At 70.9% G+C, this 25411-nt stretch carries 26 protein-coding genes and 1 pseudogene; 10 read left to right on the top strand and 17 right to left on the bottom strand.

Annotated features, from left to right (window positions below; translation table 11 throughout):
• Nucleotides 1-155: 155 nt before the first annotated feature.
• Nucleotides 156-1454 (bottom strand): adenylosuccinate synthase, encoded by a 1299-nt coding sequence (locus ACFYPM_RS00135; protein WP_387189559.1) that lies wholly within the window; start codon nucleotides 1452-1454, stop codon nucleotides 156-158.
• Nucleotides 1455-1578: 124 nt separating this feature from the next.
• Here ACFYPM_RS00135 and ACFYPM_RS00130 point away from each other — a divergent pair, with 124 nt between their 5' ends.
• Together ACFYPM_RS00130 and ACFYPM_RS00125 are read left to right on the top strand one after the other, a co-directional pair.
• A complete protein-coding gene (locus tag ACFYPM_RS00130; protein WP_387189557.1) occupies nucleotides 1579-2592 on the top strand; it encodes a diacylglycerol kinase family protein in 1014 nt (337 codons plus the stop codon).
• A gap of 93 nt (nucleotides 2593-2685) precedes the next feature.
• Nucleotides 2686-4701 (top strand): MinD/ParA family protein, encoded by a 2016-nt coding sequence (locus ACFYPM_RS00125; RefSeq protein WP_387189556.1) that lies wholly within the window; start codon nucleotides 2686-2688, stop codon nucleotides 4699-4701.
• A gap of 45 nt (nucleotides 4702-4746) precedes the next feature.
• On the opposite strand, the gene ACFYPM_RS00120 is transcribed toward ACFYPM_RS00125, so the two are convergent.
• Complete coding sequence (locus ACFYPM_RS00120; protein ID WP_387189554.1) at nucleotides 4747-5175, bottom strand: DUF3151 domain-containing protein; 429 nt, start codon at nucleotides 5173-5175, stop codon at nucleotides 4747-4749.
• Between the two features lie 249 nt (nucleotides 5176-5424).
• Between ACFYPM_RS00120 and ACFYPM_RS00115 the strand changes: the two genes are divergently transcribed.
• Nucleotides 5425-6618 carry an LOG family protein gene (locus ACFYPM_RS00115; RefSeq protein ID WP_387189552.1) on the top strand — a complete coding sequence of 398 codons (1194 nt, stop codon included), beginning with the start codon at nucleotides 5425-5427 and terminating at the stop codon, nucleotides 6616-6618.
• Between the two features lie 53 nt (nucleotides 6619-6671).
• On the opposite strand, the gene fbaA is transcribed toward ACFYPM_RS00115, so the two are convergent.
• Nucleotides 6672-7697: a class II fructose-bisphosphate aldolase gene (fbaA, locus tag ACFYPM_RS00110; RefSeq protein ID WP_387189550.1), complete on the bottom strand. Its 1026-nt coding sequence runs from the start codon at nucleotides 7695-7697 to the stop codon at nucleotides 6672-6674.
• Between the two features lie 136 nt (nucleotides 7698-7833).
• Nucleotides 7834-8217 carry a phage holin family protein gene (locus tag ACFYPM_RS00105; RefSeq protein ID WP_387189548.1) on the bottom strand — a complete coding sequence of 128 codons (384 nt, stop codon included), beginning with the start codon at nucleotides 8215-8217 and terminating at the stop codon, nucleotides 7834-7836.
• A gap of 125 nt (nucleotides 8218-8342) precedes the next feature.
• Between ACFYPM_RS00105 and ACFYPM_RS00100 the strand changes: the two genes are divergently transcribed.
• Nucleotides 8343-8555: a hypothetical protein gene (locus tag ACFYPM_RS00100; RefSeq protein ID WP_387189547.1), complete on the top strand. Its 213-nt coding sequence runs from the start codon at nucleotides 8343-8345 to the stop codon at nucleotides 8553-8555.
• Between the two features lie 4 nt (nucleotides 8556-8559).
• On the opposite strand, the gene ACFYPM_RS00095 is transcribed toward ACFYPM_RS00100, so the two are convergent.
• Nucleotides 8560-9624: an LCP family protein gene (locus ACFYPM_RS00095; protein WP_387189545.1), complete on the bottom strand. Its 1065-nt coding sequence runs from the start codon at nucleotides 9622-9624 to the stop codon at nucleotides 8560-8562.
• Between the two features lie 2 nt (nucleotides 9625-9626).
• Nucleotides 9627-10106, bottom strand: a complete 480-nt coding sequence (locus ACFYPM_RS00090) for a SigE family RNA polymerase sigma factor (RefSeq protein ID WP_357243436.1) — start codon at nucleotides 10104-10106, stop codon at nucleotides 9627-9629.
• Nucleotides 10107-10249: 143 nt separating this feature from the next.
• Between ACFYPM_RS00090 and ACFYPM_RS00085 the strand changes: the two genes are divergently transcribed.
• Nucleotides 10250-11071: a DedA family protein gene (locus ACFYPM_RS00085; protein WP_387189543.1), complete on the top strand. Its 822-nt coding sequence runs from the start codon at nucleotides 10250-10252 to the stop codon at nucleotides 11069-11071.
• 173 nt (nucleotides 11072-11244) lie between these two features.
• On the opposite strand, the gene ACFYPM_RS00080 is transcribed toward ACFYPM_RS00085, so the two are convergent.
• From ACFYPM_RS00080 to ACFYPM_RS00040, 9 genes are all read right to left on the bottom strand, one after another.
• Entirely contained in the window at nucleotides 11245-11622 is a 378-nt protein-coding gene (locus ACFYPM_RS00080; protein ID WP_030332125.1) for a helix-turn-helix transcriptional regulator, read from the bottom strand.
• A gap of 57 nt (nucleotides 11623-11679) precedes the next feature.
• Nucleotides 11680-12219, bottom strand: a complete 540-nt coding sequence (gene pyrE / locus ACFYPM_RS00075) for an orotate phosphoribosyltransferase (protein ID WP_357243427.1) — start codon at nucleotides 12217-12219, stop codon at nucleotides 11680-11682.
• A 169-nt stretch (nucleotides 12220-12388) separates the two neighbouring features.
• Nucleotides 12389-13198, bottom strand: coding sequence for an SDR family NAD(P)-dependent oxidoreductase (locus ACFYPM_RS00070; protein ID WP_387189541.1), 810 nt, complete (start codon nucleotides 13196-13198; stop codon nucleotides 12389-12391).
• 11 nt (nucleotides 13199-13209) lie between these two features.
• Nucleotides 13210-13875 carry a hypothetical protein gene (locus ACFYPM_RS00065; protein ID WP_387189539.1) on the bottom strand — a complete coding sequence of 222 codons (666 nt, stop codon included), beginning with the start codon at nucleotides 13873-13875 and terminating at the stop codon, nucleotides 13210-13212.
• Between the two features lie 72 nt (nucleotides 13876-13947).
• The gene (locus ACFYPM_RS00060) at nucleotides 13948-14706 is read right to left on the bottom strand and encodes a hypothetical protein (protein ID WP_387189537.1); all 759 of its coding nucleotides are present in this window, start codon (nucleotides 14704-14706) and stop codon (nucleotides 13948-13950) included.
• Nucleotides 14707-14796: 90 nt separating this feature from the next.
• Entirely contained in the window at nucleotides 14797-15393 is a 597-nt protein-coding gene (locus tag ACFYPM_RS00055) for a DUF4178 domain-containing protein (protein WP_387189535.1), read from the bottom strand.
• A gap of 172 nt (nucleotides 15394-15565) precedes the next feature.
• Complete coding sequence (locus ACFYPM_RS00050) at nucleotides 15566-15946, bottom strand: hypothetical protein (protein ID WP_387189532.1); 381 nt, start codon at nucleotides 15944-15946, stop codon at nucleotides 15566-15568.
• Between the two features lie 111 nt (nucleotides 15947-16057).
• Nucleotides 16058-18649, bottom strand: coding sequence for an ATP-dependent chaperone ClpB (gene clpB / locus ACFYPM_RS00045; protein ID WP_387189530.1), 2592 nt, complete (start codon nucleotides 18647-18649; stop codon nucleotides 16058-16060).
• A gap of 85 nt (nucleotides 18650-18734) precedes the next feature.
• On the bottom strand, nucleotides 18735-19379 hold the full coding sequence (locus ACFYPM_RS00040; protein ID WP_387189527.1) for a TetR/AcrR family transcriptional regulator: 645 nt from the start codon (nucleotides 19377-19379) through the stop codon (nucleotides 18735-18737).
• Between the two features lie 85 nt (nucleotides 19380-19464).
• Between ACFYPM_RS00040 and ACFYPM_RS00035 the strand changes: the two genes are divergently transcribed.
• Entirely contained in the window at nucleotides 19465-20601 is a 1137-nt protein-coding gene (locus ACFYPM_RS00035) for an epoxide hydrolase family protein (RefSeq protein ID WP_387189525.1), read from the top strand.
• A gap of 241 nt (nucleotides 20602-20842) precedes the next feature.
• Here the strand turns inward: ACFYPM_RS00035 and ACFYPM_RS00030 are convergent.
• Nucleotides 20843-21105: pseudogene (locus ACFYPM_RS00030) on the bottom strand (hypothetical protein).
• 284 nt (nucleotides 21106-21389) lie between these two features.
• Here ACFYPM_RS00030 and ACFYPM_RS00025 point away from each other — a divergent pair.
• Nucleotides 21390-21608 (top strand): winged helix-turn-helix domain-containing protein, encoded by a 219-nt coding sequence (locus ACFYPM_RS00025; RefSeq protein WP_357243398.1) that lies wholly within the window; start codon nucleotides 21390-21392, stop codon nucleotides 21606-21608.
• 76 nt (nucleotides 21609-21684) lie between these two features.
• Here ACFYPM_RS00025 and ACFYPM_RS00020 read toward each other — a convergent pair whose 3' ends face one another.
• Entirely contained in the window at nucleotides 21685-22782 is a 1098-nt protein-coding gene (locus tag ACFYPM_RS00020) for a hypothetical protein (RefSeq protein WP_387189523.1), read from the bottom strand.
• Between the two features lie 30 nt (nucleotides 22783-22812).
• Between ACFYPM_RS00020 and ACFYPM_RS00015 the strand changes: the two genes are divergently transcribed.
• The 3 genes from ACFYPM_RS00015 to ACFYPM_RS00005 all read left to right on the top strand — a co-directional run bounded on the left by ACFYPM_RS00015 (nucleotide 22813) and on the right by ACFYPM_RS00005 (nucleotide 25163).
• Nucleotides 22813-23313 (top strand): TrkA C-terminal domain-containing protein, encoded by a 501-nt coding sequence (locus ACFYPM_RS00015; RefSeq protein ID WP_357243392.1) that lies wholly within the window; start codon nucleotides 22813-22815, stop codon nucleotides 23311-23313.
• Nucleotides 23314-23318: 5 nt separating this feature from the next.
• Nucleotides 23319-24533, top strand: coding sequence for a cation:proton antiporter (locus ACFYPM_RS00010; RefSeq protein ID WP_387189521.1), 1215 nt, complete (start codon nucleotides 23319-23321; stop codon nucleotides 24531-24533).
• A 198-nt stretch (nucleotides 24534-24731) separates the two neighbouring features.
• Nucleotides 24732-25163, top strand: a complete 432-nt coding sequence (locus ACFYPM_RS00005; RefSeq protein WP_387189519.1) for a hypothetical protein — start codon at nucleotides 24732-24734, stop codon at nucleotides 25161-25163.
• The last annotated feature ends 248 nt before the right edge of the window (nucleotides 25164-25411 follow it).

The raw sequence follows: 25411 nt of genomic DNA, 5'->3' as shown, positions 1-25411 counted from the left end.
ACCGCCGCCCCTGTGCATAACCCCGCCCACCCCTGTGGATAACCCGCCCCCACTCCGGTTGATCAAGAGGTTTGCGTCAACCCCAGGCGGAATTTTGACGCAAACCTCTTGATCACCAGGGCGAGCTGGGTGGGGGGAGGGTGGGGTGGGGGTTGTTAGGGGAGGAGGGGGAGGAGGGGGTGGAGGACTACGTTTTCTTCTCGGCCTGGGCCTACGCCTACGACGCTCACCCTCGTGTTGCAGAGTTCTTCGACCCTCGCGATGTAGCGGCGGGCGTTCTCCGGGAGGTCGTCGATGGTGCGGGCCTTGGTGATGTCCTCCCACCAGCCGTCGAGCTCCTCGTAGACGGGCGTGGCGTGGTGGAAGTCCGTCTGGCTCATCGGCATGTCGTCGACCCGGACGCCGTTGATCTCGTAGCCGACGCAGAGCGGCACCTTGGGCAGGCCGGTGAGCACGTCCAGCTTGGTGATGACCAGGTCGGTCACACCGTTGAGGCGGCAGGCGTACCGGGCGACGACCGCGTCGAACCACCCGCACCGGCGCTCCCGCCCGGTGGTCGTGCCGTACTCCGCACCGATCTTGCGTAGGTGCTCACCGTTGGCGTCGAACAACTCGGTCGGGAACGGCCCGGCGCCCACCCGGGTGGTGTACGCCTTGCTCACCGCGATCACCTTGTTGATCGCGGTCGGCGGGATGCCGGCACCCACGCAGGCGCCACCGGCGGTCGGGTTCGACGAGGTCACGAAGGGGTACGTGCCGTGGTCCATGTCGAGCATGGTGGCCTGCGCACCCTCCAGCAGCACCGTGTCGCCGCGGTCCAGCGCGTCCCAGAGCATCGCCCGGGTCTCCGCGATGTACGGCTTGAGCCGCTCCGCGTACGCCAGGTACTCCTCGACGGTCGCCTCGAGGTCGATCGCCTTGCGGTTGTAGACCTTGAACAGGATCTGGTTCTTCTCGCGCAGGGCGAGTTCCAGCTTCTTGCGCAGGATGCCCGGGTCGAGCAGGTCCTGCAGCCGGATGCCGATCCGGGCGACCTTGTCGCCGTACGCCGGGCCGATGCCCCGGCCGGTGGTGCCGATGCGCGACGAGCCGAGGTAGCGCTCGATCACCCGGTCCAGTGCCCGGTGGTGCGGCATGATCAGGTGCGCGTCACCGGAGATCCGCAGCCGGGAGACGTCGACGCCGCGCTCGGCCAGGCCGTCGATCTCGGCGAGCAGCACCTTCGGATCGACCACCACACCGTTGCCGATGACGATCATCGCGTTCGGTGAGAGCGCGCCGGACGGCATCAGGTGCAGCGCGTATTTCTGGCCGTCCGGGGTGATCACCGTGTGCCCGGCGTTGTTGCCACCGGAGTAGCGCACGACGTAGTCGACCCGCTCACCCAGCAGGTCGGTAACCTTGCCCTTGCCCTCGTCGCCCCACTGAGCGCCGATGAGCACGATCGCTGGCATCTTTTCCGCCTCCAGAAGGCTCGGGTGCCAGGTGGCGACCGCTCGGCGAGCCCGGGGTGTCAGGTTAACAAGTAGTGACGGCGTGGCCGGCAGGGGTCGCGTCGAGAGGCAGGAGGCTCCTTCCGTGTACGACGTGGTGCTGCTCACCCTCGGTTCGGAGCGGGACGCTCCCGGGGGCTGTGGCAGCGGTGGGGCCTGCTGCGGCGGCGCGGCCAAGGCCGAAACCGGCCCGACAGACAAGACCGACGGCGAGCAGTGCGCCACCGAGCGGCCCCGGGTGCCGGTGCTGGCCTGCTCGGACGCGCTGATCGCCAGGGGTGCCCGGGTGGAGATGGTCATCGCCCGCTCCGACGCGGAGATCGACGCGGTGTTGGCCCGGCTTGACGGTCCGGCCCGCCCGGACGGTCTCACCTGGCCCGACCTGGACGGCAAGACCCGGCTGGTCGTCGCCACGGCGAGCGACGGGCAGTTGCGCGCCGTGCTGCGCCGACTGGTCCGGCGGTACGCGCCGGCACCGAGCAAGCGACCGGCGGATCTGCCCGGCAACCGGACCCTGCCCGACCTGCCGCCGGTGGCCGTACTCCCGCTTGATCCGGCCCGTGGCGGCACCCATCAGGACCTGGCCGCGCAGCTCGGGCTGCCGCGCGACCCGGCGGCGGTGGCCGAGGCGGTGGTGGAGGGCACGGCGCGCCGACTCGACCTGCTGCGCAACGACGGTGGCTCGGTGACCCTGGACGGCGCGTTGCTCGGCGCCGCCGACGACAGCGGGCGGCCGATGCACTGGCGGGCCCGGGTGGAGGTGGACGACACCGTCCTCACCAACGGCGACGAACCGCTGCTGGCCTGCGTGGTCGGCAACGCCGGCGGGTACGCGACGCTCGACGACGTGGTGCTGCTGACCGCGCCGGACCCGACCGACGGCCAGATCGAGGTCGCGGTGGCCGTGCCGGTGGTCGTCCGCTCGGCGCTGGGCCGCAGACGGGTTCGCCTGGAGGTGCGGCGAGCCCGTGGACGGGCCGTTTCGGTGCTGCCCCGGGAGGGGAAGGTCCCCTATCTCGACGATGGTGTCGAGGCTGAGCTGACCCGAAAGCGTTCCTGGTGGATCGAGCCGGGCGCCTGGGCGGTCTGGTCGATCTGACCCTGAGGTCGCGCCGAGCGGCGGCGCGGCTGCGCCGACGGCCCCGCCTGGGTGGATGGGCCTATCCTCGCAGGAGGACTGGGAGGGGCCGTAATGGACGAGAATGCCGACCGGGCGCAGGTGCACGGCCAGCAGCCGGTGCCGGAGCGAGACATCGAACCACTGTGGCCACCGGATCCGGCCGACCGCGGCACGGGTAACGCGGTGCCGCCGTGGGCGGCGGGCGCCCAACAGCCGGGCGCCCAACAGCCGGGGCCGGTGACGCCGCCGGCCGACGTGCCGCCGTTCAGCCGGCCGCCGGTGCCCGGGCAGCCCGGGGCCCCGGCCCAGCCGCCGCCTTCACCGTCCGACTACCCGTCGCTCTCCGGTGCTGTTCCGGCGCCGGGCGGTTGGGGCGCCGGCGGCCCCAACGCCGCCACGCCCGGCTGGGCGCCGCCGCAGCCGGGTTGGCCGCCGCCGGGTGGTTTGGCGACACCGCCGGCCCCGGGCCGTCCACCGAACCCGGGCACGCCGGCGGGACCGGGCACGCCAGTGGCACCCGGCACGCCCGAACCGGGCGCCCCCGGCTCGGCCGCAACGGCGCAGCCGCCGGTCGCCCCGCCCATCCCCCCGGGAGGCGTCGACCTGAACCTGCCGTTCACCCTGGATCACTCCACCGCGGCCCCGACGCCCACCGACCGCCCGAACGGCACAACCCGAACCTCGGCGGACCCGACAGCGGCAGGGCCGGCACCTCAGGTCGACGGGGTCGGTGGCGACGGATCCGTTGGCGGGGTGGGACGGCCCACCGAGTCACCCTGGGCCTATCCGCCGCAACGCCCCGCGTCCCACGACGCCACGGCGACGCCGCCGCCTCCCGCACCGCAGCCGCCGCACCCCGGTCCCGGTCCGGCGTACCCGGCCCCGCCGGTGATCCCCGGTCAGGCCGGTCCCGGGTACATCCCGCCGCCGCCGGACCTGACGCAGTTCGGCAACCCGCCGCAGCAGGGCGGACCGGTGGCCCCACCGCCCGGGCCGTATCCGCCGTCGCCGGGTTGGTACCCACCGCCGTGGCAACAGGGCGCGCCAGGCGTCCAGCCCGGGCAGCCCTATCCGGAGGCCGACGGCGTGACCCGGATGCCCGGCACCGGATACCCGGACACGGCCGCGTACCCGGACGCGAGCTGGGCGTCGGAGGACACCGCGGTACCGACCGCCGAGGACTTCAGCCGACGCCGACAGGTCCGGCCCGCCGACCCGATGGCAACGATGGGTGTCCGCGCGGTGGTCAACAAGATGGGGCTGCTCCGGCTCTCTCCCGGCCGGCACGAGCAGGAGCTGAAGCGGGATATCGAGATGGTGCGCCGCAACTTCGGCGGACTGCGGCAGGTGACGGTGGTCAACCCGAAGGGCGGCGCCGGTAAGACGGTGGCCATCCTGCTGCTCGCCATGACGTTCGGTCAGAAGCGCGGTGGCTACGTGCTGGCCTGGGACAACAACGAGACCCAGGGCACCCTGGGGATGCGGGCCCAGCAGGACTTCCACTCCCGCACCGTGCGGGACATGCTGCGGGATCTCGGCCAGTTCCAGGGCGCGCACGGGCGGGTCGGTGACCTGTCGCAGTACGTCCGCTCGCAGGGCGAGGGCATGTTCGACGTGCTGGCCTCGGACGAGTCGGCCACCGGCGGCGAGATGCTGACCGCTGCCGCGTTCGCCGAGATCCGCGAGGTGGTCAGCCGGTTCTACAAGTTGATCTTTGTGGACACCGGCAACAACGTGCGGGCGCAGAACTGGCAGGCGTCGATGGACGCCACCGACCAGTTGGTGGTCACCATGTCGGCCCGTAACGACTCGGCGGAAACGGCCGCCCGGATGCTCGACCACCTGGAGCAGAGCGGCCGGCAGCGGCTGGTCCGCCAGGCCGTGACCGTGGTGTCGATGCCACCGTCCCGCAAGGAGATCGACCTGCCGGCCATCCAGGAGCACTTCGCGGCCCGCACCCGGGCGGTGCTGCTGGCCCCGTACGAGCGGCTCATCGACACGGGTGAGCCGATCCGGTACGGCGGGCTCTCCGCGGCCACCCGGGACGCCTGGTTGAAGATCGCCGCCTCGGTCGCCGAAGGGTTGTAACCCGCCGACGGCCGGCCCGATGTCGGGCCGGCCGTCGGATCGGGGTCAGGTGCTCGCGAGCGCGTCCGCCGCTTCCGGGTCGCAGTCACGCAGGAACTGGGCGCAGCGGGCCGCCTCGTCGGCCTCGCCGATCTCGTCCGCGGCTCGGGACAGCACATAGAGGCAGCGGAGGAAACCCCGGTTGGGCTCGTGTGACCACGGCACCGGGCCGTGCCCCTTCCACCCGCTGCGGCGCAGCTGGTCGAGGCCACGGTGGTAGCCGGTGCGCGCGTACGCGTACGCCGTCACCACCTGGTCCTGTCCGAACGACCGGGCGGCGAGCTCCGCCCAGGCCGCGCTGTAGGTGGGAAAGCCGGCCGCCACGGTGGCGAGCGCCTCCTCGGTGCCGGCCCCCTCGGCGGCAGCCAGGGCGGCGTCGGCCTCGTCGTTCGCGGGCAGGCGGGTGGCCGGTGGCTCTGGCAAAAGGTTCTGCATCGCCCCATTCAACCCGCTGGACAGGGCGACACGCGAGCGGGTCGGCCGACGCGTTCGGCTGAACGGCTGAGGAGTTGGTCACGCCTGCGGCCTATGCCGCTGCCATGTGTTTTCCACTACAACTAATGGTCCGGAGCCTCCCCAGGAACCGGTAACGCAGGAGCCCGGTGGCCACGGTCACCGGGCTCCTGTCGGTTGCACCCCAGGCCCGAGGTTTGCCCGCCCCCGGCGGACGGGCAGGATGGCCGGGTGCCGACCCCACCTCCCGCGGACGTCATCGAGCCGCACCTGCACGCCGACGAGATCCAGACCCGCGACGAGTTCGACAGTCAGTTGGCCACCGGCCGACTGACCGGGCTGACCGTGCAGGGCCTGCGCCTCGACCTGGCGCCGGTGCCCGATCTCACCGGCATCGAGGTCGCCGGCACGCTCTTCGTGGGCTGCCGGTTCGCCTCCCGGGACGTCGGGGCCGACCTGGTCCGGCGCGGCGCGAACGTGGTGCCGCCGTTTTCGGGGTTGCCGTACCCGACCCAGCCGTCGCACCTCTACACCCCGGAGGAGTTGGCCGCCGGCTTCGCCGAGGGCGGGTTCACCGGGATGTACGACACCCGGGTGTACGACCACTACCGGGCGCACGGCGGGGCGCTGCCGGACGTCAAGGAGGCGCTGGGTCAGCGGCTGCACGACCACGGCGTGGACAATGCGCTGACCGACGCCACCCGGGCCTGGCTGACCCGACACGGGCCGCAGTCGGTGGTGGGCATCATGGGTGGGCACGCGGTGCGCCGTGGCAGCCCGCCGTACCGGATGGCCGCCCTGCTGGGTCGGGAGCTGGCGCGGGCCGACCGGCTGGTGGTGACCGGCGGCGGTCCGGGGGTGATGGAGGCGGCGAATCTCGGCGCCTACCTGGCGGACCGGCCGGCGACCGAGTTGACCGAGGCGATCGACCTGCTGGCCGGCGCGCCCGACTTCACCGACCACCACCGGTACACGGCCACGGCCCTGGCGGTGCGGCAGCGCTACGCGGGCGTGCCCCGGCAACGTGGTGACGACCTCGGCTGGGCGCGGGCCGGTGGCCTGGCCATCCCGACCTGGCTGTACGGGCACGAGCCGGCGAACCTGTTTGCCGGGCGGATTGCCAAGTACTTCTCCAACGCGATCCGGGAGGACACCATCCTGCGACTCGCCCGTGGCGGGATCGTCTTCGCGCCGGGGCGTGCCGGCACGGTGCAGGAGGTGTTCCAGGCGGCCACCAAGACCTACTACGGCACCGACGGCGCCAGCGGCGCCTACATCTTCCTGGACCGCGGCTACTGGACCACCGAACTGCCGGTGGAGGCGTTGTTGCGTCCGCTGCTGGCCGCGTCGCCGTTCGGTGACCTGTCGTCGACGATCCACCTCACCGACGACGTACGCGAGGCCGTCCGCCTGCTCACCGCCTGAACGACGACGGCCGGCTCCCCGCGAGGGGAAGCCGGCCGTTCGTGGATGCGTCGTTACTTGGTCATCGTGGTGCCGGTCGAGCGCAGGTCCTCGCACGCCTGGACGACACGGGCGGCCAGGCCGGCCTCGGCGGCCTTGCCCCACGCGCGCGGGTCGTACTGCTTCTTGTTGCCGACCTCGCCGTCGATCTTCAGCACGCCGTCGTAGTTGCGGAGCATGTGGTCCACGACGGGGCGGGTGAAGGCGTACTGGGTGTCGGTGTCGATGTTCATCTTCACCACGCCGTAGTCGAGAGCCTCACGGATCTCGCTCAGCAGGGAGCCCGAGCCGCCGTGGAAGACCAGGCTGAGTGGCTTGTCCTTGCCGTACTTGGCGCCGACGGCGTCCTGGATCTGCTTGAGGATCTCCGGACGCAGCTTGACGTTGCCCGGCTTGTAGACGCCGTGCACGTTGCCGAAGGTCAGCGCCGCCATGTAGCGGCCCTTCTCGCCGAGGCCGAGCGCCTCGACCATGGCCAGCCCGTCATCGGTGGTGGTGTAGAGCTTGTCGTTGATGGCGTTCTCGACGCCGTCCTCCTCGCCACCGACGACGCCGACCTCGATCTCAAGGACGATCTTGCCCTTGGCGGCCTCGTCGAGGAGCTGGGCGGCGATCTGGAGGTTCTCCGCGACCGGCACAGCCGAGCCGTCCCACATGTGCGACTGGTACAGCGGCTCCTCGCCGCGCTTCACCCGCTCCTGCGAGATGGCCATCAGCGGACGGACGAACCCGTCCAGCTTGTCCTTCGGGCAGTGGTCGGTGTGCAGGGCGACGTTGACCGAGTACTTCTTGGCCACCTCGTGCGCGTACGCGGCGAACGCCACGGCGCCGGTGACCATGTCCTTGATCGAGGGGCCGGAAAGGTATTCGGCGCCACCGGTGGAGACCTGGATGATGCCGTCGCTCTCCGCGTCGGCGAAGCCCTTGAGCGCCGCGTTCAGCGTCTGCGAGGAGGTCACGTTGATCGCGGGGTACGCGTACCGGCCAGCCTTGGCGCGGTCCAGCATCTCCGCGTAGGCCTCGGGGGAAGCGATGGGCATGTGATGCGCTCCTTACTTACCACTCTCGGCCGTGCTGGCCGCTGTTGTTCACGTGTGCGCCGGACCGCGCTGTCCTCCGCCCGGCAGTATCCCGTAGGTGGGGTGTGCCGGAACAACCGACCCGGGTGCTAGCCGTTCATCGGCGGTCCAGGTTGTCCGGCACGATGACGCTGATCAGCCAGGTGACCACTGTCATCACGATGGCGCCCCAGAACGCCGCCCAGAAACCGTCCACCTCGAACGGCAGGTCGAGCCCTCGGGCGATCCGGTCGGTGAGCAGGAACAGCAGAGCGTTGACCACAAGCGCGAACAGGCCCAGGGTCAACAGGTAGAACACGCAGCCGAGCACCCGGATGATCGGTTTGAGCACCGCGTTGACCACACCGAAGATCAGCGCCACCACGATCAGGGTGAGCACGGTGTTGCCACCCGAGCGGCCGTGCACGTCGACCCCGGGCACGATCAGCGTGGTTATCCACAGCGCGACCGCGGTGATCGCCAGTCGGATGAAGAAGCCCACCGCACCATCCTGGCACCGGGTCGCGTCGCCGAGGGCTGATTCCGCCTACTCCGCTTCCGGGCGCGGTGCCGGCCCACCCCGTACGGTGGGTGGAAACCGTGCCCCGAGACCCCCCGGGAGGGACGATGGGTCAGCCCGTTGAGGACTTCACCCCCGGCGACCACCTCGCCCCGGACGAGCGCAACCCCGAGGCGGAGCCGGCGGACGCCGTCGAGCAGGCCGCCTCGGCCGTCCCGGTGGACGGTGACGGAGCGCCGCAGCGCGGCCTGGAAGTCGACGACTGGGACGCGATGGAGCAGGCCCGAGTGGTCACCGGGGACGAGGACGACTACCGCTGAGCGTTCAGCGAGCGCCGTCCACCAGCTTCGGGTGGCGGCCCACCCAGTCGCCGAGCCGATCCTCGCGCAGTGCGGTCAGGAGCTCCGGGGCGAGCTTCGGGTCCGCCTCCAGATAGTGGCTGGGTCCGGTCGACTCGTTCGCCGGCAGGCTGAGCCCGACCGGTTCCAACGAGCGCAGCGTCGGGATGAGCCGCGTCAGGTCCAGCATGGTGGCGTCACCCGGCGACACGGCGAGGTCCGGCCCGACGGTGCTCAGCAGCTTGGCCAGTCGTACCGGATTGGTCAGCAGGCCCTGGTCGGAGGCCGAACGCACCAGCGCGGTGGCGAAGATCCGGGCATTGCGGTCGCGGTCCTGGCTGCCCTCGGGCAGCCCGTAGCGCTGGCGGAGCAGGTCGACCGCCGCGGTGCCGTCGAGACGCTGACACGCGGCCGGGAACACCCGCCGGGTGTGGGCCGACCGCACCTGCTCGGGCAGGCAGACCGGCACCCCGCCCACCTCGTTGGTCAGCGACCGCAGAGCGGAGTACGTCAACACCACACCGGTGTCGATGCGGACGCCGGTCAGGTTCGCCACCGTCTGCCGGGTCAGCTCGTAGCCTTTGGCCGGGTCCGTCGACGCATAGCCCGCGCCGAACGCGAACGCCGCGTTCAGTTTGTCGGTGTCGTGACCGGGGATCGGCACCCTCAGGTCGCGGGGCAGTGAGATCAGGTACGGGCGGCTGCGGTCGGCCGGGAGGTGCAGCAGCAGTACCGAGTCGGCCAGCGGCGGAACGGACGCGCGACTGTCGATGCCGAGCAGCAGCACGGTCACCGCACCCGTCGCCAACGGCCGATCCGACGCCCCGATCAGGTCGGCGGTCGGCGGCGTTCCGGCGCGTTCCGGGGTGAACAGCGGCACCCCGACGCCAAGTACGCCGAGCACGGCCAGGGCCACGCCACCGGCCTGCCAGCGACGCCGACGCTGCCGGCGACGTGCCGCCAGCCGGTCGATCGCGGCCCGCAGTGGGCCGGTCGGCGGGGTCAGCGGCTCGTGCCTGCCGAAGGCGGCACGCAGGTCGTCCTCAATCATGTTCACGCCTCCACGTACTCGGCCCGGAGCGTGGCCAGGGCCCGGGAGATGGACGAACGTACGGTCCCGACGGCACAGCCGAGGATGTCGGCGATCTCCGCGTCGGGTAGGTCCTCGTAGTAGCGCAGCACCAGGGTGGCCCGCTGCCGGCGCGGCAGCCGGGACAGCCAGGACCAGATCTGGTCCCGGTCCACAGCGGTCTGGGTGTGGTCGGTGGGCACCGGCACCGTCGCGTCGGCCTCCCCGCGCAGCAGCACCCGGCGGACCCAGGAGCCGCGCCGCCAGTCGACGTACTGGTTGGTGAGCATCCGGCGCACGTAGTGCTCGGGCGAGTCCGCCCGGGCGACCCGACGCCAGTTCAGTTGGACCCGGACCATGGTCTCCTGGACCAGATCCTGAGCCTGGTGCGGATCACCGGTGAGCATCACCGCGTACCGCAGTAGCGGGGCCAGCCGCGTGTCCGCGAACTCCTCGTACGTCACTGCACCTCCCGGGGCTCCTACCGCAGATGACGGAAGCGGACGGGCAGAACATTGCAGCAACGCCGTCGTACGGACTCCACGACGCGGGCGGGTGGTGCGGGACCGGTCCGGCGCGGCTGGGACCTTGGGCTTCGGTACCCTTTGTGGCCGTGGACACAGCTGAGAAGACCCGCGCTCTCGTGGAGAGCGTCGCCCTGAACCCGCTCGATCCCAAGGATCTGTTGCAGACCTTCGGCCTGATCGGTGTGTGGGTGATCCTCTTCGCCGAAACTGGCCTGCTGGTGGGCTTCTTCTTCCCGGGCGACTCACTGCTGTTCCTCGCCGGCGTGGCCTCGTCGCCGGTGGCGGACGCGATCTTCGGTGACGGCACCCGTCTTTCCCTTGCCGGCCTGCTGATCGGCGGCCCGATCTGCGCGATCGTCGGCGCCCAGCTAGGGCACTGGCTCGGTTCCCGCTACGGCCGGCCGATGTTCGAGAAGCCGAACTCCCGGCTCTTCAAGAAGGAGTACGTGGAGAAGGCCGAGTACTACTTCCAGAAGTTCGGCCCGGCGAAGGCCGTGGTGCTGGCGCGCTTCATTCCGATCGTCCGGACGTTCCTCAACCCGGTGGCGGGCGCGCTCGGCATGCCGGCCCGGAAGTTCCTGCTCTGGAACATCGTCGGCGCGGTGCTCTGGGTGGACGGCATCCTGCTGATCGGCTACCTGCTGGCCGAGCAGATCTACGACGCCATCGGTGACAAGATCGACCGCTACATCCTGCCGGTGGTGGCCCTGATCATCCTGATCTCGGTGCTGCCGATCTTCTTCGAGTTCCTCCGCGACCGGCGTGCCCGCAAGCGCGGCGAGGCGGTCGCGGTGGTCGCGGCGGCCAGCGCCGCCGGCGCGGTGGAGGCAGCCCGCGAGGCGTTCGACCACGACCGGAACCAGCACGGCCGGCACCGCCCGGAGCACGGCCAGGACCACTGAGCCCACGTACGACGACGACGGCCGGCCCCTGGTGCGGGGGTCGGCCGTCGGCATGTCGGACCCGGCCTCCGGCGGTGCGGCCGGGGACGAGCACAGGTGTTACCCACCGATGGCGCCACCCCTGGCTCGCCACCGGACGCCGTCCCGGCGCGGGACGGCGATTACTGCCTACGTCAGCGGGCCTTCTTGGTGGCCCGCTTACGCGGCGGGGTCAGCAGGTCGGCGATCGTCGCGATCGCACTCGGGACCAGGCTGTAGTACGCCCAGACACCGCGCTTCTCCCGCTGCAGCAAGCCCGCCTCGGTGAGGATACGCAGGTGATGACTGACCGTCGGCTGAGAGAGGCCGAGCGGCGCCGTCAGGTCACAGACGCACGCCTCGCCCTCGGGGGCCGACTGGATCAGGCTGAGCAGCCGCAACCGAGCAGGATCCGCAAGGGCCTTGAGGACCCCGGCGAGACGCTCGGCATCGGCACGTTCGATCGGCTCGCCGTTAAGCGGCGAGATCTGAGGCATAGTCATTTCGGCCAACGCAGTTCCCACGTATTCCATCCTTCCACCAGCAGCATCGATCCGCCTGCATATCAGCAGATCCGAATCGGTAAACTTTTACGCCACAAGGCCAAGGTCAGCCAACGTATAGGCCGCCCGGTAAGGCAATCCGGCGGCTCGCACCGCGTCGCCGGCGCCTCGATCAACAATAACCGCCACGCCCACGACTTCCGCCCCGGCCTCGCGAAGCGCCTCGACAGCGGTCATCACACTTCCGCCCGTCGTGGACGTATCCTCCACCGCCAACACCCGGCGGCCGGCCACCTCCGGTCCCTCGATCCGCCGCTGCAGACCGTGTGCCTTGCCCGCCTTGCGCACCACAAAGGCGTCCAGGGCACGGCCAGTCGGAGCAGCGGCGTGCAGCATCGAGACCGCGACGGGATCCGCGCCCAGGGTGAGGCCGCCAACAGCGGCGTAATCCCAGTCGGCGGTGAGGTCGAGCAACACCCGGCCGACCAGAGGAGCGGCCTGGTGATGGAGCGTGACGCGCCGCAGATCCACGTACCAGTCTGCCTCACGCCCCGAGGAGAGCACGACCCGCCCGTGGACCACGGCCAGGTCGGTAATGAATTTACGCAGGTCGTCGTGGTCCCCCATGGCGATAGAGGTTACTGCGCAAGTCTGAGCGGTGTGTGTGGGGTCCACCCTGACCAGCCCGGCGAGGCACCGATGGTTGGCGATGCTCGACTACGCTCAGCGACTGTCCTGACAGCGGCGCGCCAAGGTCTCCGTACCGGCCACCGGAGGCCGGCGGGTCGGCCAGGGCTCAGTGGTCGTCGCGACCGATCCGGCCGCGGGTGTCCCGGGCGACCGCCTGGAGCAGCCGACGCGGCGCATGGCGCATGCCGGCGACGGCCACCTTGTACTTCCATGCCGGGACACTGACCATCTTGCCTTTGCGCAGGTCACGCAGGGCTTCGTCGACCACATCCTCGGCCCGCAGCCACAACCACTCGGGCGTCTTCGACATGTTGATGCCGGCCCGCTGGTGGAACTCCGTGCGGGTGTAGCCGGGGCAGAGGGCCATCACCCGGACGCCGAACGGCCGGGCGGACAGGCCAACGGACTCGCTGAAGTTGGTGACCCACGCCTTGCTGGCCGAGTACGTCGAACCGGGCATCGCCGCACCGAACCCAGCAACCGAAGAGACATTTATCACTGCCCCATTTCGGCGTTCGGTCATCGGTCGCAACGCCGCCAGGGTCAGCCGCATGACCGCGTGCACGTTGAGCCGCAACAGGCGCGCCTCGTCCTCCGCGGTGGACCGCAGGAACGGTTTGTTCAGGCTGATCCCGGCGTTGTTGACCAGAAGGTGCACGGGGCCGCCGTCGGTGAGCCGTTGCTCCACGATGGCGCACCCGTCGTCGGTGGACAGATCCGCCGGGATCGTCTCCACCTCGCGGCCGTGGGCGGAACCCAACTCGCCGGCCACCTCGGCCAACCGGGCCGCGTCGCGGGCGACGAGCACCAGGTGCCAACCGTCGGCAGCCAGCCGCCGGGCGAACGCCGCGCCAATGCCGGCGGTGGCCCCGGTGATCAGGGCCCGGCGCTCGGCAGTCGTGGGGTCGAGCGGCACGGGGACGGTCCTCACCTGGGCGGGTACGGGGGCACGGGCGGCGCCGATGGCGGGTGGTACGGGGCGGACGTGAACGCGGGTGGCGCGGATGGTGGCGTCGGCGCGGTCGAGCGGCGTTGACCGAACCAGGCGTTCGCCGCCGGCAGGGCCAGCAGCACGGCTACTACAAGGTAACCGAGCACCTGCCCGCCGGAAAGCCCGGCGTTGAGCGGGATCCACCAGGACGGGTAGGCGTCCCCGATCAGGCCCAGCAACTCGGCGAGAGCCTGGTCGTCGGCACCCAGTTGCAGTGGCGCGGCCCGTTCACCGATGAGCACCGCCACGCTGCAACAGCCGCCGAGCACACCGAGCCCACTGACCACCCAGGTGGCCACCCGGGCGCCGTTGCGCGCCGCCAGCAGCCCGAGGGCCAGGCCGGCGAGCACCGGCGCGGAGAGCGCCGCCACCACCGCCGACAGCACGGCGGACGCGCGCAGCAGGGTCACTACGTCGTCGATCTGGTCCGGGCTGGCCGAGGTGTCCCGGGCGGCGGAACGGAACGCGTCGACAGTCCCGCCCAACACCACCAGGTCGACCACGGTGTAGACGAGCGCGGTCACCGCCATCACCCACAGCACGGTTGCGGCCGACAGGACGACGGCGGGCCGGCGGGCCGATGCGGCTTCGGGGTACGACACGACGAATCCCTCCGGTAGGCGTCGGGTTGCAACCTACTCGGAGGGATCGTCGGCGTCGTGCTTACCGGGCCGTCAACTCGTGGACGGTGGGTTTGACCCGGGCCGATCCCCGGGCGGCGTGTCGTCCGGCCGATTCGCCGGCGGCGGGTAGCCCGGCTCGCCACTTGACGGGTAGCCCGGCTCACCGGACGACTGCGGGTAGCCGGGCTGACCCGCGGTCGGCGGGGCACCCGGGTAGCTGGTGCCCGGGGTCGGCGGCTCCCAGGCCGCGGTGGCCCTGCGGAAGAACGGGTGGGCCTTCGGAAGCGCCAACAGGATCAGCGCGGTGACAAGCGCGATCAGGCTGAGCACACCGAGCAGCAGGCTGACCGGGGTGACCCAGTCGGGCAGGGCCTCGTCCAGGCGGCGCTTGATCTCGTCGGGGCTGGGTCCGTCGCCGGTGTCGCCACCGGTGTTGAAACCGCCGCTCGCGTTGCTGAGCAGGCCACCGCCCACGCAGCAGACGAGGATGCCACCGACGATCCAGGTGGTGATCCGGGCGCCATTGCGGCCCTGGTTGTTGAACAGGGCCAGGACGCCCAGCACGACCGCGAGCAGCAGCAGCAGGATGCCGCCGCCGAGGCCGATGGCGACGAAGACGTCGGCCACCTGGTCGCCGTCGACACTGCTGCCCGCGTACGCGTCGCGGAGCGCGTCACGCGTCTTGCCGAAGGTGGTGAGCGAGATGATCAGCGTGATCACCTGGAGTGCCAGGAACAGGTAGATCAGGTAACTGGAGATCGAGACAACTGATGGCCGCTGACGGGCCGGCGTGCTCTGGGAATCGACCATGATTCTCCTTCCCTCAGATCGCCCACACCGTATCGGCAACCGGCCGGTTCGGCATGCCGTGGCGGGCCGGCACGCCCACCCGGCTCGGGCTCAGCGCTCGCCGGATCGGGGCAGGATCGTCAGCTCGGCGGGGTCGAGCAGGTCACCGCGGGCCACTCGCCAACCCTCTTCGCCGTACGCCTCGAAGGAGAGCCGCGCCGCGCCGCCGGACTGGTAGTCGTGATAGCGCATCGTCCCTGCCGACGGCAGCCCGACCTCCTCGGTCGCGGTGTAGCGCGCCTGCCCCGTCTCGGCCCAGGTGTAGCGCCGCCGGCCGAGGTCGATGGTCGGGGCACCCGGGGTGACGCTCGCGCCCGGCTCAGCCGTCCAGAGCACCAACTCCAGTTCGGGGCCGTCCTCCACGGAGAGCCGGTAGCGGGTGCCGGAGTCGTCGTCGAGGAGGTGCTGCACCCAACTCCAGTCCCCCTCGACGAGGCGGATGGTGCCGCTCAGCGCGTACTCCCGATCGCGGATCCGCACGCGGTCGCCCAGGCTCAGGCGAAGGGGGTCGCCGCGCAGCGACTCCGCCGTGGCGTCCGACGACCGCCCGCCCGGCCGGGTCGACCGCCGGGTCCGCACGGCGACGACGATGACGACCGCCGCGAGTACGGCAAGCGCCACCACCAGGTACGTCACTGACCTGCCCACCCGACCATCTCCCCAGGTACCTCGGCGCAGACGGTAACAATCCTCGGCTCCGGTGCGACCCGTACCGTGACCGACAGCTCAGCTACCGACGGCAGTCGCGGCGTCGCCTGTTGTGCACGATCGCACTGTGGACGGCCGGGTGGGCGGTGGTTCGTCCGTGTCCGCAGATGGATCAAGATGTGGCGAGCCGTTGGCGGGCGTAGTTGCCAAGGGTCTCGCGGTCCATCACACAGCCGACGAATGTGGTGAACTCGCTCGGGTCGTCCCGCAGCGAGGTCCAGGCCGCTCGAGCCGCCGCCGGGTCGACCCGCTCCAGCAGCGTGGCCGCGTACGCCCGGCCGGCGGGTGTCCCGTCGGCCAGCACACGGTCGAGCTGCCGGCGGACCTCGTCGGGGTGATCGTCGACGGCCGCGGAAACCCGCTCGTACGCCGACGTCACCGGCAGCACCTGACCAGCGAGCCCCACGCCACCAAAGGCAAGCGTGTCAGCCGCGACCAACTCGTCGACGGCGGCAGCAAGCTCCCGCTCCCACTTCTTCCCAATCCCAAACATGTCCCAACCCTTTCCCCGTCCACGCCACCGCGACCCCGTTGATCATGAAGTTTTGCCACGACACGCCGACGCGGCGGGCAACAACCTCATGATCAACGTCGCTGGGCGGGGTTAGGCCGGGGTTACCGAGAGGGTGTTGGTCGGGGTGTTCAGCTCTACCTTCACCGTCTGGCCGTCGCGGATCTGGCCGGACAGCAGGGCCTTTGCCAGTTGGTCGCCGATCGCCGTCTGGACCAGCCTGCGCAGCGGGCGGGCGCCGTAGATCGGGTCGTAGCCGTGCTCGGCCAGCCACTGACGGGCGGACTCGGTGATGTCCAGGCCGAGCCTGCGGTCGGCCAGCCGCCGCCGCATCCGGTCCACCTGGATGTCGACGATGGTCCGCAGGTCGTCCCCACGCAGCGAGGCGAAGACCACGATGTCGTCCAGCCGGTTGAGGAACTCCGGCTTGAAGTGCGACCGGACCACGGCCAGGACACCCTCCCGACGCTGCTCGTCGGCGAGCGTCAGGTCACCGATCACCGACGACCCGAGGTTGGACGTGAGGATCAGGATCGCGTTGCGGAAGTCCACCGTGCGGCCCTGACCGTCGGTGAGTCGGCCGTCGTCGAGCACCTGGAGCAGCACGTCGAAGACGTCCGGGTGGGCCTTCTCCACCTCGTCGAGCAGGATCACCGAGTACGGCCGACGACGCACCGCCTCGGTGAGCTGACCACCCTCGTTGTAGCCGACGTAGCCGGGCGGGGCACCCACCAGGCGGGCGACCGAGTGCTTCTCGCCGTACTCGCTCATGTCGATGCGGACCATCGCCCGCTCGTCGTCGAAGAGGAACTCGGCGAGCGCCTTGGCCAGCTCCGTCTTGCCGACGCCGGTGGGGCCGAGGAAGAGGAAGCTGCCGGTCGGGCGGTCCGGGTCGGCGATACCGGCCCGGGCACGGCGTACCGCGTCGGAGACCGCGCCGACCGCCTCGCCCTGGCCGACCACCCGGCTGCCCAGCGACTCCTCCATCCGCAGCAGCTTGGCCGTCTCGCCTTCGAGTAGACGGCCGGCGGGGATGCCGGTCCAGGAGGCGACCACGGCGGCGATGTCGTCCGCCCCGACCTCCTCCTTGAGCATCGCGCCGTCGGCCTGGAGCTGGGCCAGCTCCTCCGCGGCCTGCTTCAGCTCGACCTTGAGGGCGGGGATCCGGCCGTAGCGCAGCTCGGCGGCACGCTCCAGCTCACCGTCGCGCTCGGCCCGCTCGGCCTCGCCGCCGAGACGCTCCAGCTCCTCCTTGGCCGTGGAAAGCTTGGTGATGTGGCTCTTCTCCGTCTGCCAGCGCTCGGAGAGCACAGTGAGCTGCTCGCGCTTGTCGGCCAACTCCTTGCGCAACCGCTCCAACCGCTCGGCGGAGGCCGCGTCCGGCTCCTTGGCCAGCGCCATCTCCTCGATCTCCAGCCGGCGGACCGCCCGCTCGATCTCGTCCACCTCGACCGGCCGGGAGTCGATCTCCATCCGGAGCCGGGACGCGGACTCGTCGACCAGGTCGATCGCCTTGTCCGGCAGGAACCGATCGGTGATGTAGCGGTCCGACAGGGTGGCGGCGGCAACGAGCGCGGCGTCGGTGATCCGTACGCCGTGGTGCACCTCGTAGCGCTCCTTGAGCCCGCGCAGGATGCCGATGGTGTCCTCGATCGTCGGCTCGCCGACGAGCACCGGCTGGAAACGGCGCTCCAGCGCCGGGTCCTTCTCGATGTGCTCGCGGTACTCGTCGAGCGTGGTCGCGCCCACCATCCGCAGCTCGCCACGGGCCAGCATCGGCTTGAGCATGTTGCCGGCGTCCATCGAACCCTCGCCCTTGCCGGCGCCGACGACCGTGTGCAGCTCGTCGAGGAAGGTGATGACCTGGCCGTTGGAGTTCTTGATCTCCTCCAGGACGGACTTCAGCCGCTCCTCGAACTGGCCGCGGTACTGCGCGCCGGCGACCATCGCGCCGAGGTCCAGCGAGATCAGCTTCTTGTCGCGCAGCGACTCGGGCACGTCGCCGGTGACGATCCGCTGGGCGAGGCCCTCGACGATCGCGGTCTTGCCGACGCCGGGCTCGCCGATCAGCACCGGGTTGTTCTTCGTCCGCCGGGAGAGCACCTGGATGACCCGGCGGATCTCGGCGTCCCGGCCGATCACCGGGTCGATCTTGCCGTCCCGGGCGCTGGCGGTGAGGTCGACGCCGTACTTGGTCAGGGCCTGATAGGTCTGCTCCGGGTCGGCGGTGGTGACCCGGCGGTCGCCACCGCGGACCGTCGGGAAGGCCGCGACCAGGGCATCCTCGGTGGCACCGGCGGTCTTCAGCGCGCCGGAGACCGCGCCACCCACCCGGGCCAGGCCGGCGAGCAGGTGCTCGGTGGACGTGTACTCGTCGCCCAACGGGCGGGCGATCTGCTCGGCGGCGCCGATGGCGTTGACGAACTCCCGAGCCAACGTGGGCTCGGCGATGCTCGAACCGCGGGCGGCCGGCAGGGCGTCGACCGCGCGCTGGGCGGCCCGGCGCAGCTCGGCGGGGTCGGCCCCGACGGCGCGCAACAGACCGGTGGCGGTCGAGCCATCGGTGTCCAGGAGTGACAGCAGCAGGTGCCAGGGCTCCACGGTGGCGTGGCCACGCTGGTTGGCCAGCGCGACAGCGCCCGTGATGGTCTCGCGGCTCTTGGTGGTGAGTCTTTCGGTGTTCATGGGCTCCCCCGGATCGGCGTTGTCCACTGAGAAGGACACAACCAGAGTTGAGCGTATTCCACTCAACCTTAGCGTGTGACGCCCATCACCCCCGCGGCCGCCACCGCCAGTCGAACTCCCCGGCCGCCGGGGCCGGGCCGGGCAGCGGGTCCGCGTCCGACGCCGACGACAGACCGGCCAGCAGCACCGCGAGCTGGCGGCGGCGCAACTGCCCGGTCCGCTCCGGATCCGGCACCCGCACCGCCGCGCACGACTCCAACAACAACCCCAGATCGTGTACGACCGCGTCCGGGCGCAGCCGCCCGCTGGCGCGGGCACGTTCGAACAGGGCGGTGGCCAACTCGCCGGCGCGCATCGCGTCCCGACCCATCTCCTCGGTCGGGGTGAAGGTGCCGGCCAGGCGGACGGTGAGCGAGTGCACGTCGGCATCGACCACCCGGGTCAGGAAACCGGTGAACGCGGCCCAGCCGTCCGGCTCGGCAAGGGCGGCCTCGGCCTCGGCGACGTACCCGCGCAACCCGTCGTGGCAGAGCTGACGCAGCAGGTCCTCCTTGCCCGCGTACCGCCGGTAGAGCGCGCTGATGCCCACGCCCGCGCGATCGGCGACGGCGGCGATCGGGGCCTTCGGGTCGTCGAGGAAGACGGCGCGCGCGGCTTCGAGGATCACCTCGTCGTTGCGGGCGGCCTGGGCGCGGCGCCCGCCCAGCGTCCTGCCGGAAGTCGTTGCCATGTCGCCAGCCTAACACTGGAACGGATCGTTCCGCTCTGCTACGGTGATTGCAGAACGAAACATTCCGTTCCGAAGGAGTTCCGTCATGAGCGACACCGCGATCCGCCCGTTCCGCGTCGAGATCCCGCAGTCCGACCTCGACGACCTGGCCGCCCGGCTCGGCCGCACGATCTGGCCCGCCGAGCTGCCCGGCGCGGGCGACGCCTACGGGATGAGCACCGATCGGGTGCGCACCCTCGTCGACCGCTGGCGGGGCGAGTTCGACTGGAGGGCCGTCGAGGCCCGGCTGAACGCCCACCCCCAGTTCGTCACCGAGATCGACGGCGAGCAGATCCACTTCCTGCACGTCCGGTCGTCCCGGCCGCACGCCACAGCGCTGGTGCTCACCCACGGCTGGCCCGGCTCGGTTCTGGAATACCTGGACGTCATCGCCCCGCTCACCGAGCCCAGCGACCCGGCCGCGCCGGCCTTCCACCTGGTCATCCCGTCGCTGCCCGGCTTCGGCTTCTCCGGCCCGACCCGCAGCGCCGGCTGGAACCGGTTCCGCACCGCCCGCGCCTGGGCCGAGCTGATGAACCGCCTGGGGTACGACAGCTACGGTGCGGTCGGCAACGACGCCGGCTCGATGGTCGCGCCGGAGGTGGGCCGGATCGACTCCGAACACGTCCTCGGCGTCCACGTCACCCAACTCTTCTCGTTCCCCTCCGGCGACCCGGCCGAGTTCGCCGGCCTCTCCGAGGCGGATCAGACCGCGCTCGGGCACCTCCAGTGGTTCTACGAGAACAAGTTCTCCTTCAACCAGGTGCACAGCCAGCAGCCGCAGACCCTGGCGTTCGCGCTGGCCGACTCCCCGGTGGGGCTCCTCGCCTGGAACTCGCAACTCTTCGACGAGAGCCTGGACGCCGACTTCGTCCTGGCCAACGTGGCCCTCTACTGGTTCACCGGCACGGCCGCCTCGGCGATCCGGCTCTACCGGGAGGACGCGCACGCCGGCGAGCCGCCGACCGAGCCGACCACCGCACCGACCGCGCTCGCCATGTTCCCCGGCGACTTCCAGTCCATCCGCCGCTTCGCCGAGCGGGACCACGCGAACATCGTCCGGTGGACGGCCTATCAGACGGACGTCGAGGGCCGGGGCGACGTCGGCGGTCACTACGCGGCCCACCAGGCCACCGCCGTCCTGGTCGCCGACATCCGCGAGTTCTTCGCCAGCCTTCGCTGACCACGGCGTGCCCAACTGCCCGCGCCCGCGCTGCCGGCGCGGGCACCGGCGCGTCCAGCCCCGCCGCCCGGCCCCGCCCGTCCGGCCCCGCCCGTCCGGCCCCGCCCGTCCGGCCCCGGCGTCCGGCCCCGGCGCGGTTGATCCACTCGGCCTTCAGGAAGTCGGGGTATCCGGACCGCCAAGACCCCGCGACATCATGAAAACCGAGTCGATCACCTCTAGGAACGGCCCTCCAAGACCCTTATGGCCTGATTCGCCGGGGCAGGCGGACAGTGCAGGGAGTCTCGTGATCTGCGCGGAGTACGCAACGACGGCCACCGTCCAGCCGCCGGTCGCAGAAGACCCAGTGCCGTACCCCCTGGTCGTCCTCGGCCGAGACGGTGATCCCGCCAAGGTCGATCCGGGCAAGGAAGGCCAGCGACCGACCGGCGGTCCGACCGAGCATCTGGCGCGTGCCAGATCGGGCGCGGATATCGGCAGGTGAATGACGAACCGCCCGCTCATCGCCGCAACCCTCGGTCCACCATCGGCGGTGCTCCTCTCCTGGAGGTGCGGATCGCTGGCACGGCCGTTTACCCGAGGGGAGCACACGGCCGCGCCAACGGCGACACGGACGACCCGGCCGAGGAGGCCGGTTGCCTACCAGGCTTTCCGCATCCCGAGTGCCCGCCCGGTCAACATGCGATGCAAAGCATTGCAGGGCAAGTGGTGACCATGCTTAGCACGCGAAGTGTTGGTCGCCCGGCCAACCGCATGGGAGGATCTTGGGGGCCTACCAGGAGTTGCCCATGCCCCGAGTTTCGGACCGCCAACGCATCGCGCAGGACATCCGCGACAAGATCGCTTCCGGCGAGTACGCGCCCGGCGACAAACTGCCGTCCTTGCGCGAGATGATCGCCCACTATGGGGTGTCCGCCGAGCCAGTCCGCTCAGCCCTGTTGATCCTGCAAGCCGAGGGCCTGATCGAAGGCCACCAAGGCAAGGGCACGTACGTAGCCGAGAAGTAGATCTTGGCGCGAAAGCGCGGCTGGAGGGCCGGATTCATCCAAGATCTCGGGCGGTGAGCACGTGGCCGGATGGTTGTCAGGGTCTGTCGAGGATGATCTCCGTCCAGCGGCGCTCGGCCACCCGGCCGACGCCGAGCAGGATGTCACCGTCCCCGCCGGCGGCCACGATCGTGCCGTCGGTGAGCACCGACAGGTGTCGGTCGGGGCCGATCGGCCAGGGCAGCTCGCTGTAGCGACCGTCCCCGACCGCGCCTGTGCCCGTGCCCGCCGAGCCGGTCACCGCGAGCAGCCCGCCGCCGATCGGCGCGACGGATTGGATCTGCGGCGGATGCCCCTCGGCGCGGATCGGATCCCACCCTCGGCGCAGTCGCCAGAGCGCCGGAAAGGACCTGCGGTCCGGCCGCTCCCCGACCAGCCATCCCGTCCCGTCCCGATCGACCACGGCCCGCAGGACGCCGACAAGCCCGTCGGGTGCCGGCACCGGGGTCTGCTGCCAGCTCCGCCCCCGGTCGAACGAGACCGCCGCGTACGGCTTCCCGTCCTTCGTCCCGGCCGCGACCACCAGCGGGCCGTCGCCCGCGTCGACCGTGTTCAAGGCGGGTACGCGCGGCTGGGTGGCGAGCGGGCGCAGCCGCTGACCGTCCCACTCGCCGACCTGACCACTGTCCTCGATCAACTGGAATCGACCCTGGGCGCCGCGCCACTGCGGCGGTGGCCCGTCCAGCCTGTGCGTGAACGAGGTGCCGCCGTCGGTCGAGGTCCACCAGCCGTGCGGCTCACTCCACAGCGTCAGCACCCCCGCAGCGGCGTAGAGCTGGTGGTTCTCCGCCGCGGGGTGGGGGTGTCGCAGCTCCCGCCAGGACCGTCCGCCGTCATCGGTGGCGAAGATCCGCGCCGGGCAGTCGTCGCCGGGCGGCGGCTCGCCGCAGTTGGCGAAGAGGCTGTAACCGTGCTCGGCGTCAACGAACTCGACGTACGGCGGGTCGTACCGTTGCCCAACGGCGACCCGGACGCGGCGGACCTCTGCGACGGCGGCCGATGGAGACGGCGTGGTGACGGCCGCCCGGGACGACGGCACGGTCGGCGGATGTCGGCGGATGTCGCCGATCGAACACCCAGCTAGCAGGGGTACGAGCAGCAGGACCACCGCCCGACCCGACCTCCGTCCGATCATCGGCGTCTCCGAAGCGGTAGCCTTGCCCGGGTGCGAGTACGTGTGGAACAGATTGCCTTACCTGGCATCGGAGTGCGTCACGATCTGGTGACCGAATCCGGCCGTCGGCTCGGCGTGGTCTCCCATCGCAACGGCCGTCGTGACCTTGTGCTCTACGACCCTGACGATCCGGACTCCTGCCAGGCGGACATCCCGCTGACCGACGACGAGGCTGAGGCACTGGCCGACATCCTCGGCGCGTCGCTGATGCTCGGCCAGCTCTCCGGGCTGCGGGAGCAGGCCGCCGGTCTGCTCACCGAGCAGATCGCGATCACGGCCGGCTCGCCGTACGTCAACCGCAAGCTCGGCGACACCAAGGCGCGTACCCGCACCAGCGCCTCCATCGTGGCGGTCCTGCGCGAAGGCGAAGTGATCGTCTCGCCACTCCCCTCCTTCCGCTTCGCGGCCGGCGACGTGGTGGTCGTTGTCGGGACCCGTAGAGGTCTCGACGGCGTGTCCGCCATCCTCGCCGACAGTGACCCGGACGGCTGAGGCGGATGCACGATTTCACCACGCTGCTCATCGAAGTCGGTGCGCTGCTGCTGCTGCTCGGGCTCCTCAGCCGGCTCAGCCGGCGTTTCGGTCTCTCTCCCATCCCCCTCTACCTGCTCGCCGGGCTCGCGTTCGGCCACGGCGGCCTGCTGCCGCTGGACGCCAGCGAGGAGTTCTTCGCCGTCGGCGCCGAGATCGGCGTGATCCTGCTGCTGGTGATGCTCGGCCTGGAATACTCGGCCAACGAGTTGGTCGGCAACCTGCGCTCGGCGGCACCGGCAGGGCTGATCGACGGCGTGCTCAACGCGCTACCCGGCGCGGGGTTCGCCCTGCTCCTCGGCTGGGACTGGGTCGCTGCCCTGGTTCTCGGCGGCATCACCTGGGTCTCCTCCTCCGGGGTGATCGCCAAGGTCCTCGCCGACCTGGGCCGGCTCGGTAACCGGGAAACCCCGGTGATCCTCTCGGTGCTGGTCATCGAGGACCTGGCGATGGCGCTCTACCTGCCGCTGGTCACCGCCGTACTGGCCGGCACCGGACTGCTCGGCGGCGGCATCGCGCTCGCCGTCGCGGTGGGCACCGTGCTGCTCGTGCTCGTGGTCGCCATCCGGTACGGCCACCTCATCTCGTCCGCTCTTTCGGCGAAGGACCCGGAGGCGTTGCTACTCGGCGTACTCGGTCTGACCCTGCTGATCGCCGGCCTCGCCGCATCGCTCCAGGTGTCGGCGGCGGTCGGCGCGTTCCTGGTCGGCATCGCCCTCTCCGGCCCGGTGGCGCACCACGCCACCGAGTTGCTCTCCCCGCTGCGGGACCTGTTCGCCGCGGTGTTCTTCGTCTTCTTCGGCCTGGTCACCGACCCGCAGGACATTCCGCCGGTGCTGCTGCCGGCACTCGCCCTGGCCGTGGTCACCATGGCGACGAAGACGCTCACCGGATACCTTGCCGCCCGCCGCGTCGGCATCGCGGAACCCGGCCGATGGCGGGCCGGCCTGGCACTCGTACCTCGCGGTGAGTTCTCCATCGTCATCGCCGGCCTCGCGGTGGCCGCCGGGAGCGTCGAGCCGCGGTTGGCGGCGCTGGCCGCGACGTACGTCCTGATCACAGTGGTGACCGGGCCGATCCTCGCTCGGCTACCGGACTTCCCGTGGTTCAAGCGGTGGCTGCGTAACCGCGCGGCGGCCCAGCGGCGGGAGTCGACCCCGGTCGTCGACTCACTGCACTGAGCTCCACCGGCCGCGCTGCCGCTGCCGCTGCCGCTGCCGATGCCGATGCCGATGCCGATGAACCCGACCATGCCAACGGTTGCGGAATTGCTCCTCGCGGCTACTACCGCAGCACCCGACGGCGGGTTACCGTTTCGCCCCAGCAGCCACGTCCGTAGGCAGCGTTGCCACAAACGGGCGAGAGCGGAAGGTTGGCCGGTGAGCGTGCAGGAGTCGACGTTCCACGGCTTCGCCAACCCCGTCGATCCGAGTCCGGCGGAGTTGCGAGCTTGGGCGTACAAGCCCGATTCGGTGCCGTTGGCTTCGATGCCACCCGACTGGGACCTGTTGGTCTCCGGCGACCGGCTGGTGCTGACACTCTTCGAGTTGGCGATGGACCCGACCTGCCCGGCCCGGCGTTTCGCCCTGCACTGTCTCTACATCTACGCGGCCGACGGCATCCGGACGAACTTCCGCGCCCACCCCAAGCGCCGCTTCCGCAAGCTCGTCGAGCAGGCCGAACGGGACGGCGACGAGCTGATGAAGATCTGGGCGCACAACGGCCGTGTGCTGTTGGCCCGCCCGGACCTCTTCGTCTACCGGGAGTGGTGCGAAGGCGGTCTGGTCCGCGAGAACCGCCGCCTCGGCTGAGGTAGGTAGCGTCCCGGCCCGCACTCATGACGGCAAACGGGCCGCGACCCCCACCCTGGCATCACCGCGTCCCGGCCCGCACTCATGACGGCGTGCGGGCCGCGACCCCCACCCTGGCATCACCGCGTCCCGGCCCGCACTCATGACGACGAACGGGCCGCGACCCCCACCCTGGCATCACCGCGTCCCGGCCCGCACTCATGACGACGAACGGGCCGCGACCCCCACCCTGGCATCACCGCGTCCCG

The organism is Micromonospora sp. NPDC005203 (genome assembly GCF_042872705.1).
GTDB lineage: Bacteria > Actinomycetota > Actinomycetes > Mycobacteriales > Micromonosporaceae > Micromonospora.
This window is presented reverse-complemented; position numbering and strand designations above follow the sequence as displayed.

Excerpts from the sequence above, each read along its gene's own strand:
- ACFYPM_RS00095 (WP_387189545.1), bottom strand. The coding sequence starts at position 9,624 with ATGATTGAGGACGACCTGCGTGCCGCCTTCGGCAGGCACGAGCCGCTG.
- ACFYPM_RS00020 (WP_387189523.1), bottom strand. The coding sequence starts at position 22,782 with ATGATCGGACGGAGGTCGGGTCGGGCGGTGGTCCTGCTGCTCGTACCC.
- ACFYPM_RS00040 (WP_387189527.1), bottom strand. The coding sequence starts at position 19,379 with ATGGCAACGACTTCCGGCAGGACGCTGGGCGGGCGCCGCGCCCAGGCC.
- pyrE (WP_357243427.1), bottom strand. The coding sequence starts at position 12,219 with ATGGGGGACCACGACGACCTGCGTAAATTCATTACCGACCTGGCCGTG.
- ACFYPM_RS00025 (WP_357243398.1), top strand. The coding sequence starts at position 21,390 with ATGCCCCGAGTTTCGGACCGCCAACGCATCGCGCAGGACATCCGCGAC.
- ACFYPM_RS00060 (WP_387189537.1), bottom strand. The coding sequence starts at position 14,706 with ATGGTCGATTCCCAGAGCACGCCGGCCCGTCAGCGGCCATCAGTTGTC.
- fbaA (WP_387189550.1), bottom strand. The coding sequence starts at position 7,697 with ATGCCCATCGCTTCCCCCGAGGCCTACGCGGAGATGCTGGACCGCGCC.
- ACFYPM_RS00120 (WP_387189554.1), bottom strand. The coding sequence starts at position 5,175 with ATGCAGAACCTTTTGCCAGAGCCACCGGCCACCCGCCTGCCCGCGAAC.
- ACFYPM_RS00135 (WP_387189559.1), bottom strand. The coding sequence starts at position 1,454 with ATGCCAGCGATCGTGCTCATCGGCGCTCAGTGGGGCGACGAGGGCAAG.
- ACFYPM_RS00050 (WP_387189532.1), bottom strand. The coding sequence starts at position 15,946 with ATGTTTGGGATTGGGAAGAAGTGGGAGCGGGAGCTTGCTGCCGCCGTC.
- ACFYPM_RS00080 (WP_030332125.1), bottom strand. The coding sequence starts at position 11,622 with ATGGAATACGTGGGAACTGCGTTGGCCGAAATGACTATGCCTCAGATC.
- ACFYPM_RS00035 (WP_387189525.1), top strand. The coding sequence starts at position 19,465 with ATGAGCGACACCGCGATCCGCCCGTTCCGCGTCGAGATCCCGCAGTCC.
- ACFYPM_RS00125 (WP_387189556.1), top strand. The coding sequence starts at position 2,686 with ATGGACGAGAATGCCGACCGGGCGCAGGTGCACGGCCAGCAGCCGGTG.
- clpB (WP_387189530.1), bottom strand. The coding sequence starts at position 18,649 with ATGAACACCGAAAGACTCACCACCAAGAGCCGCGAGACCATCACGGGC.
- ACFYPM_RS00010 (WP_387189521.1), top strand. The coding sequence starts at position 23,319 with ATGCACGATTTCACCACGCTGCTCATCGAAGTCGGTGCGCTGCTGCTG.
- ACFYPM_RS00100 (WP_387189547.1), top strand. The coding sequence starts at position 8,343 with ATGGGTCAGCCCGTTGAGGACTTCACCCCCGGCGACCACCTCGCCCCG.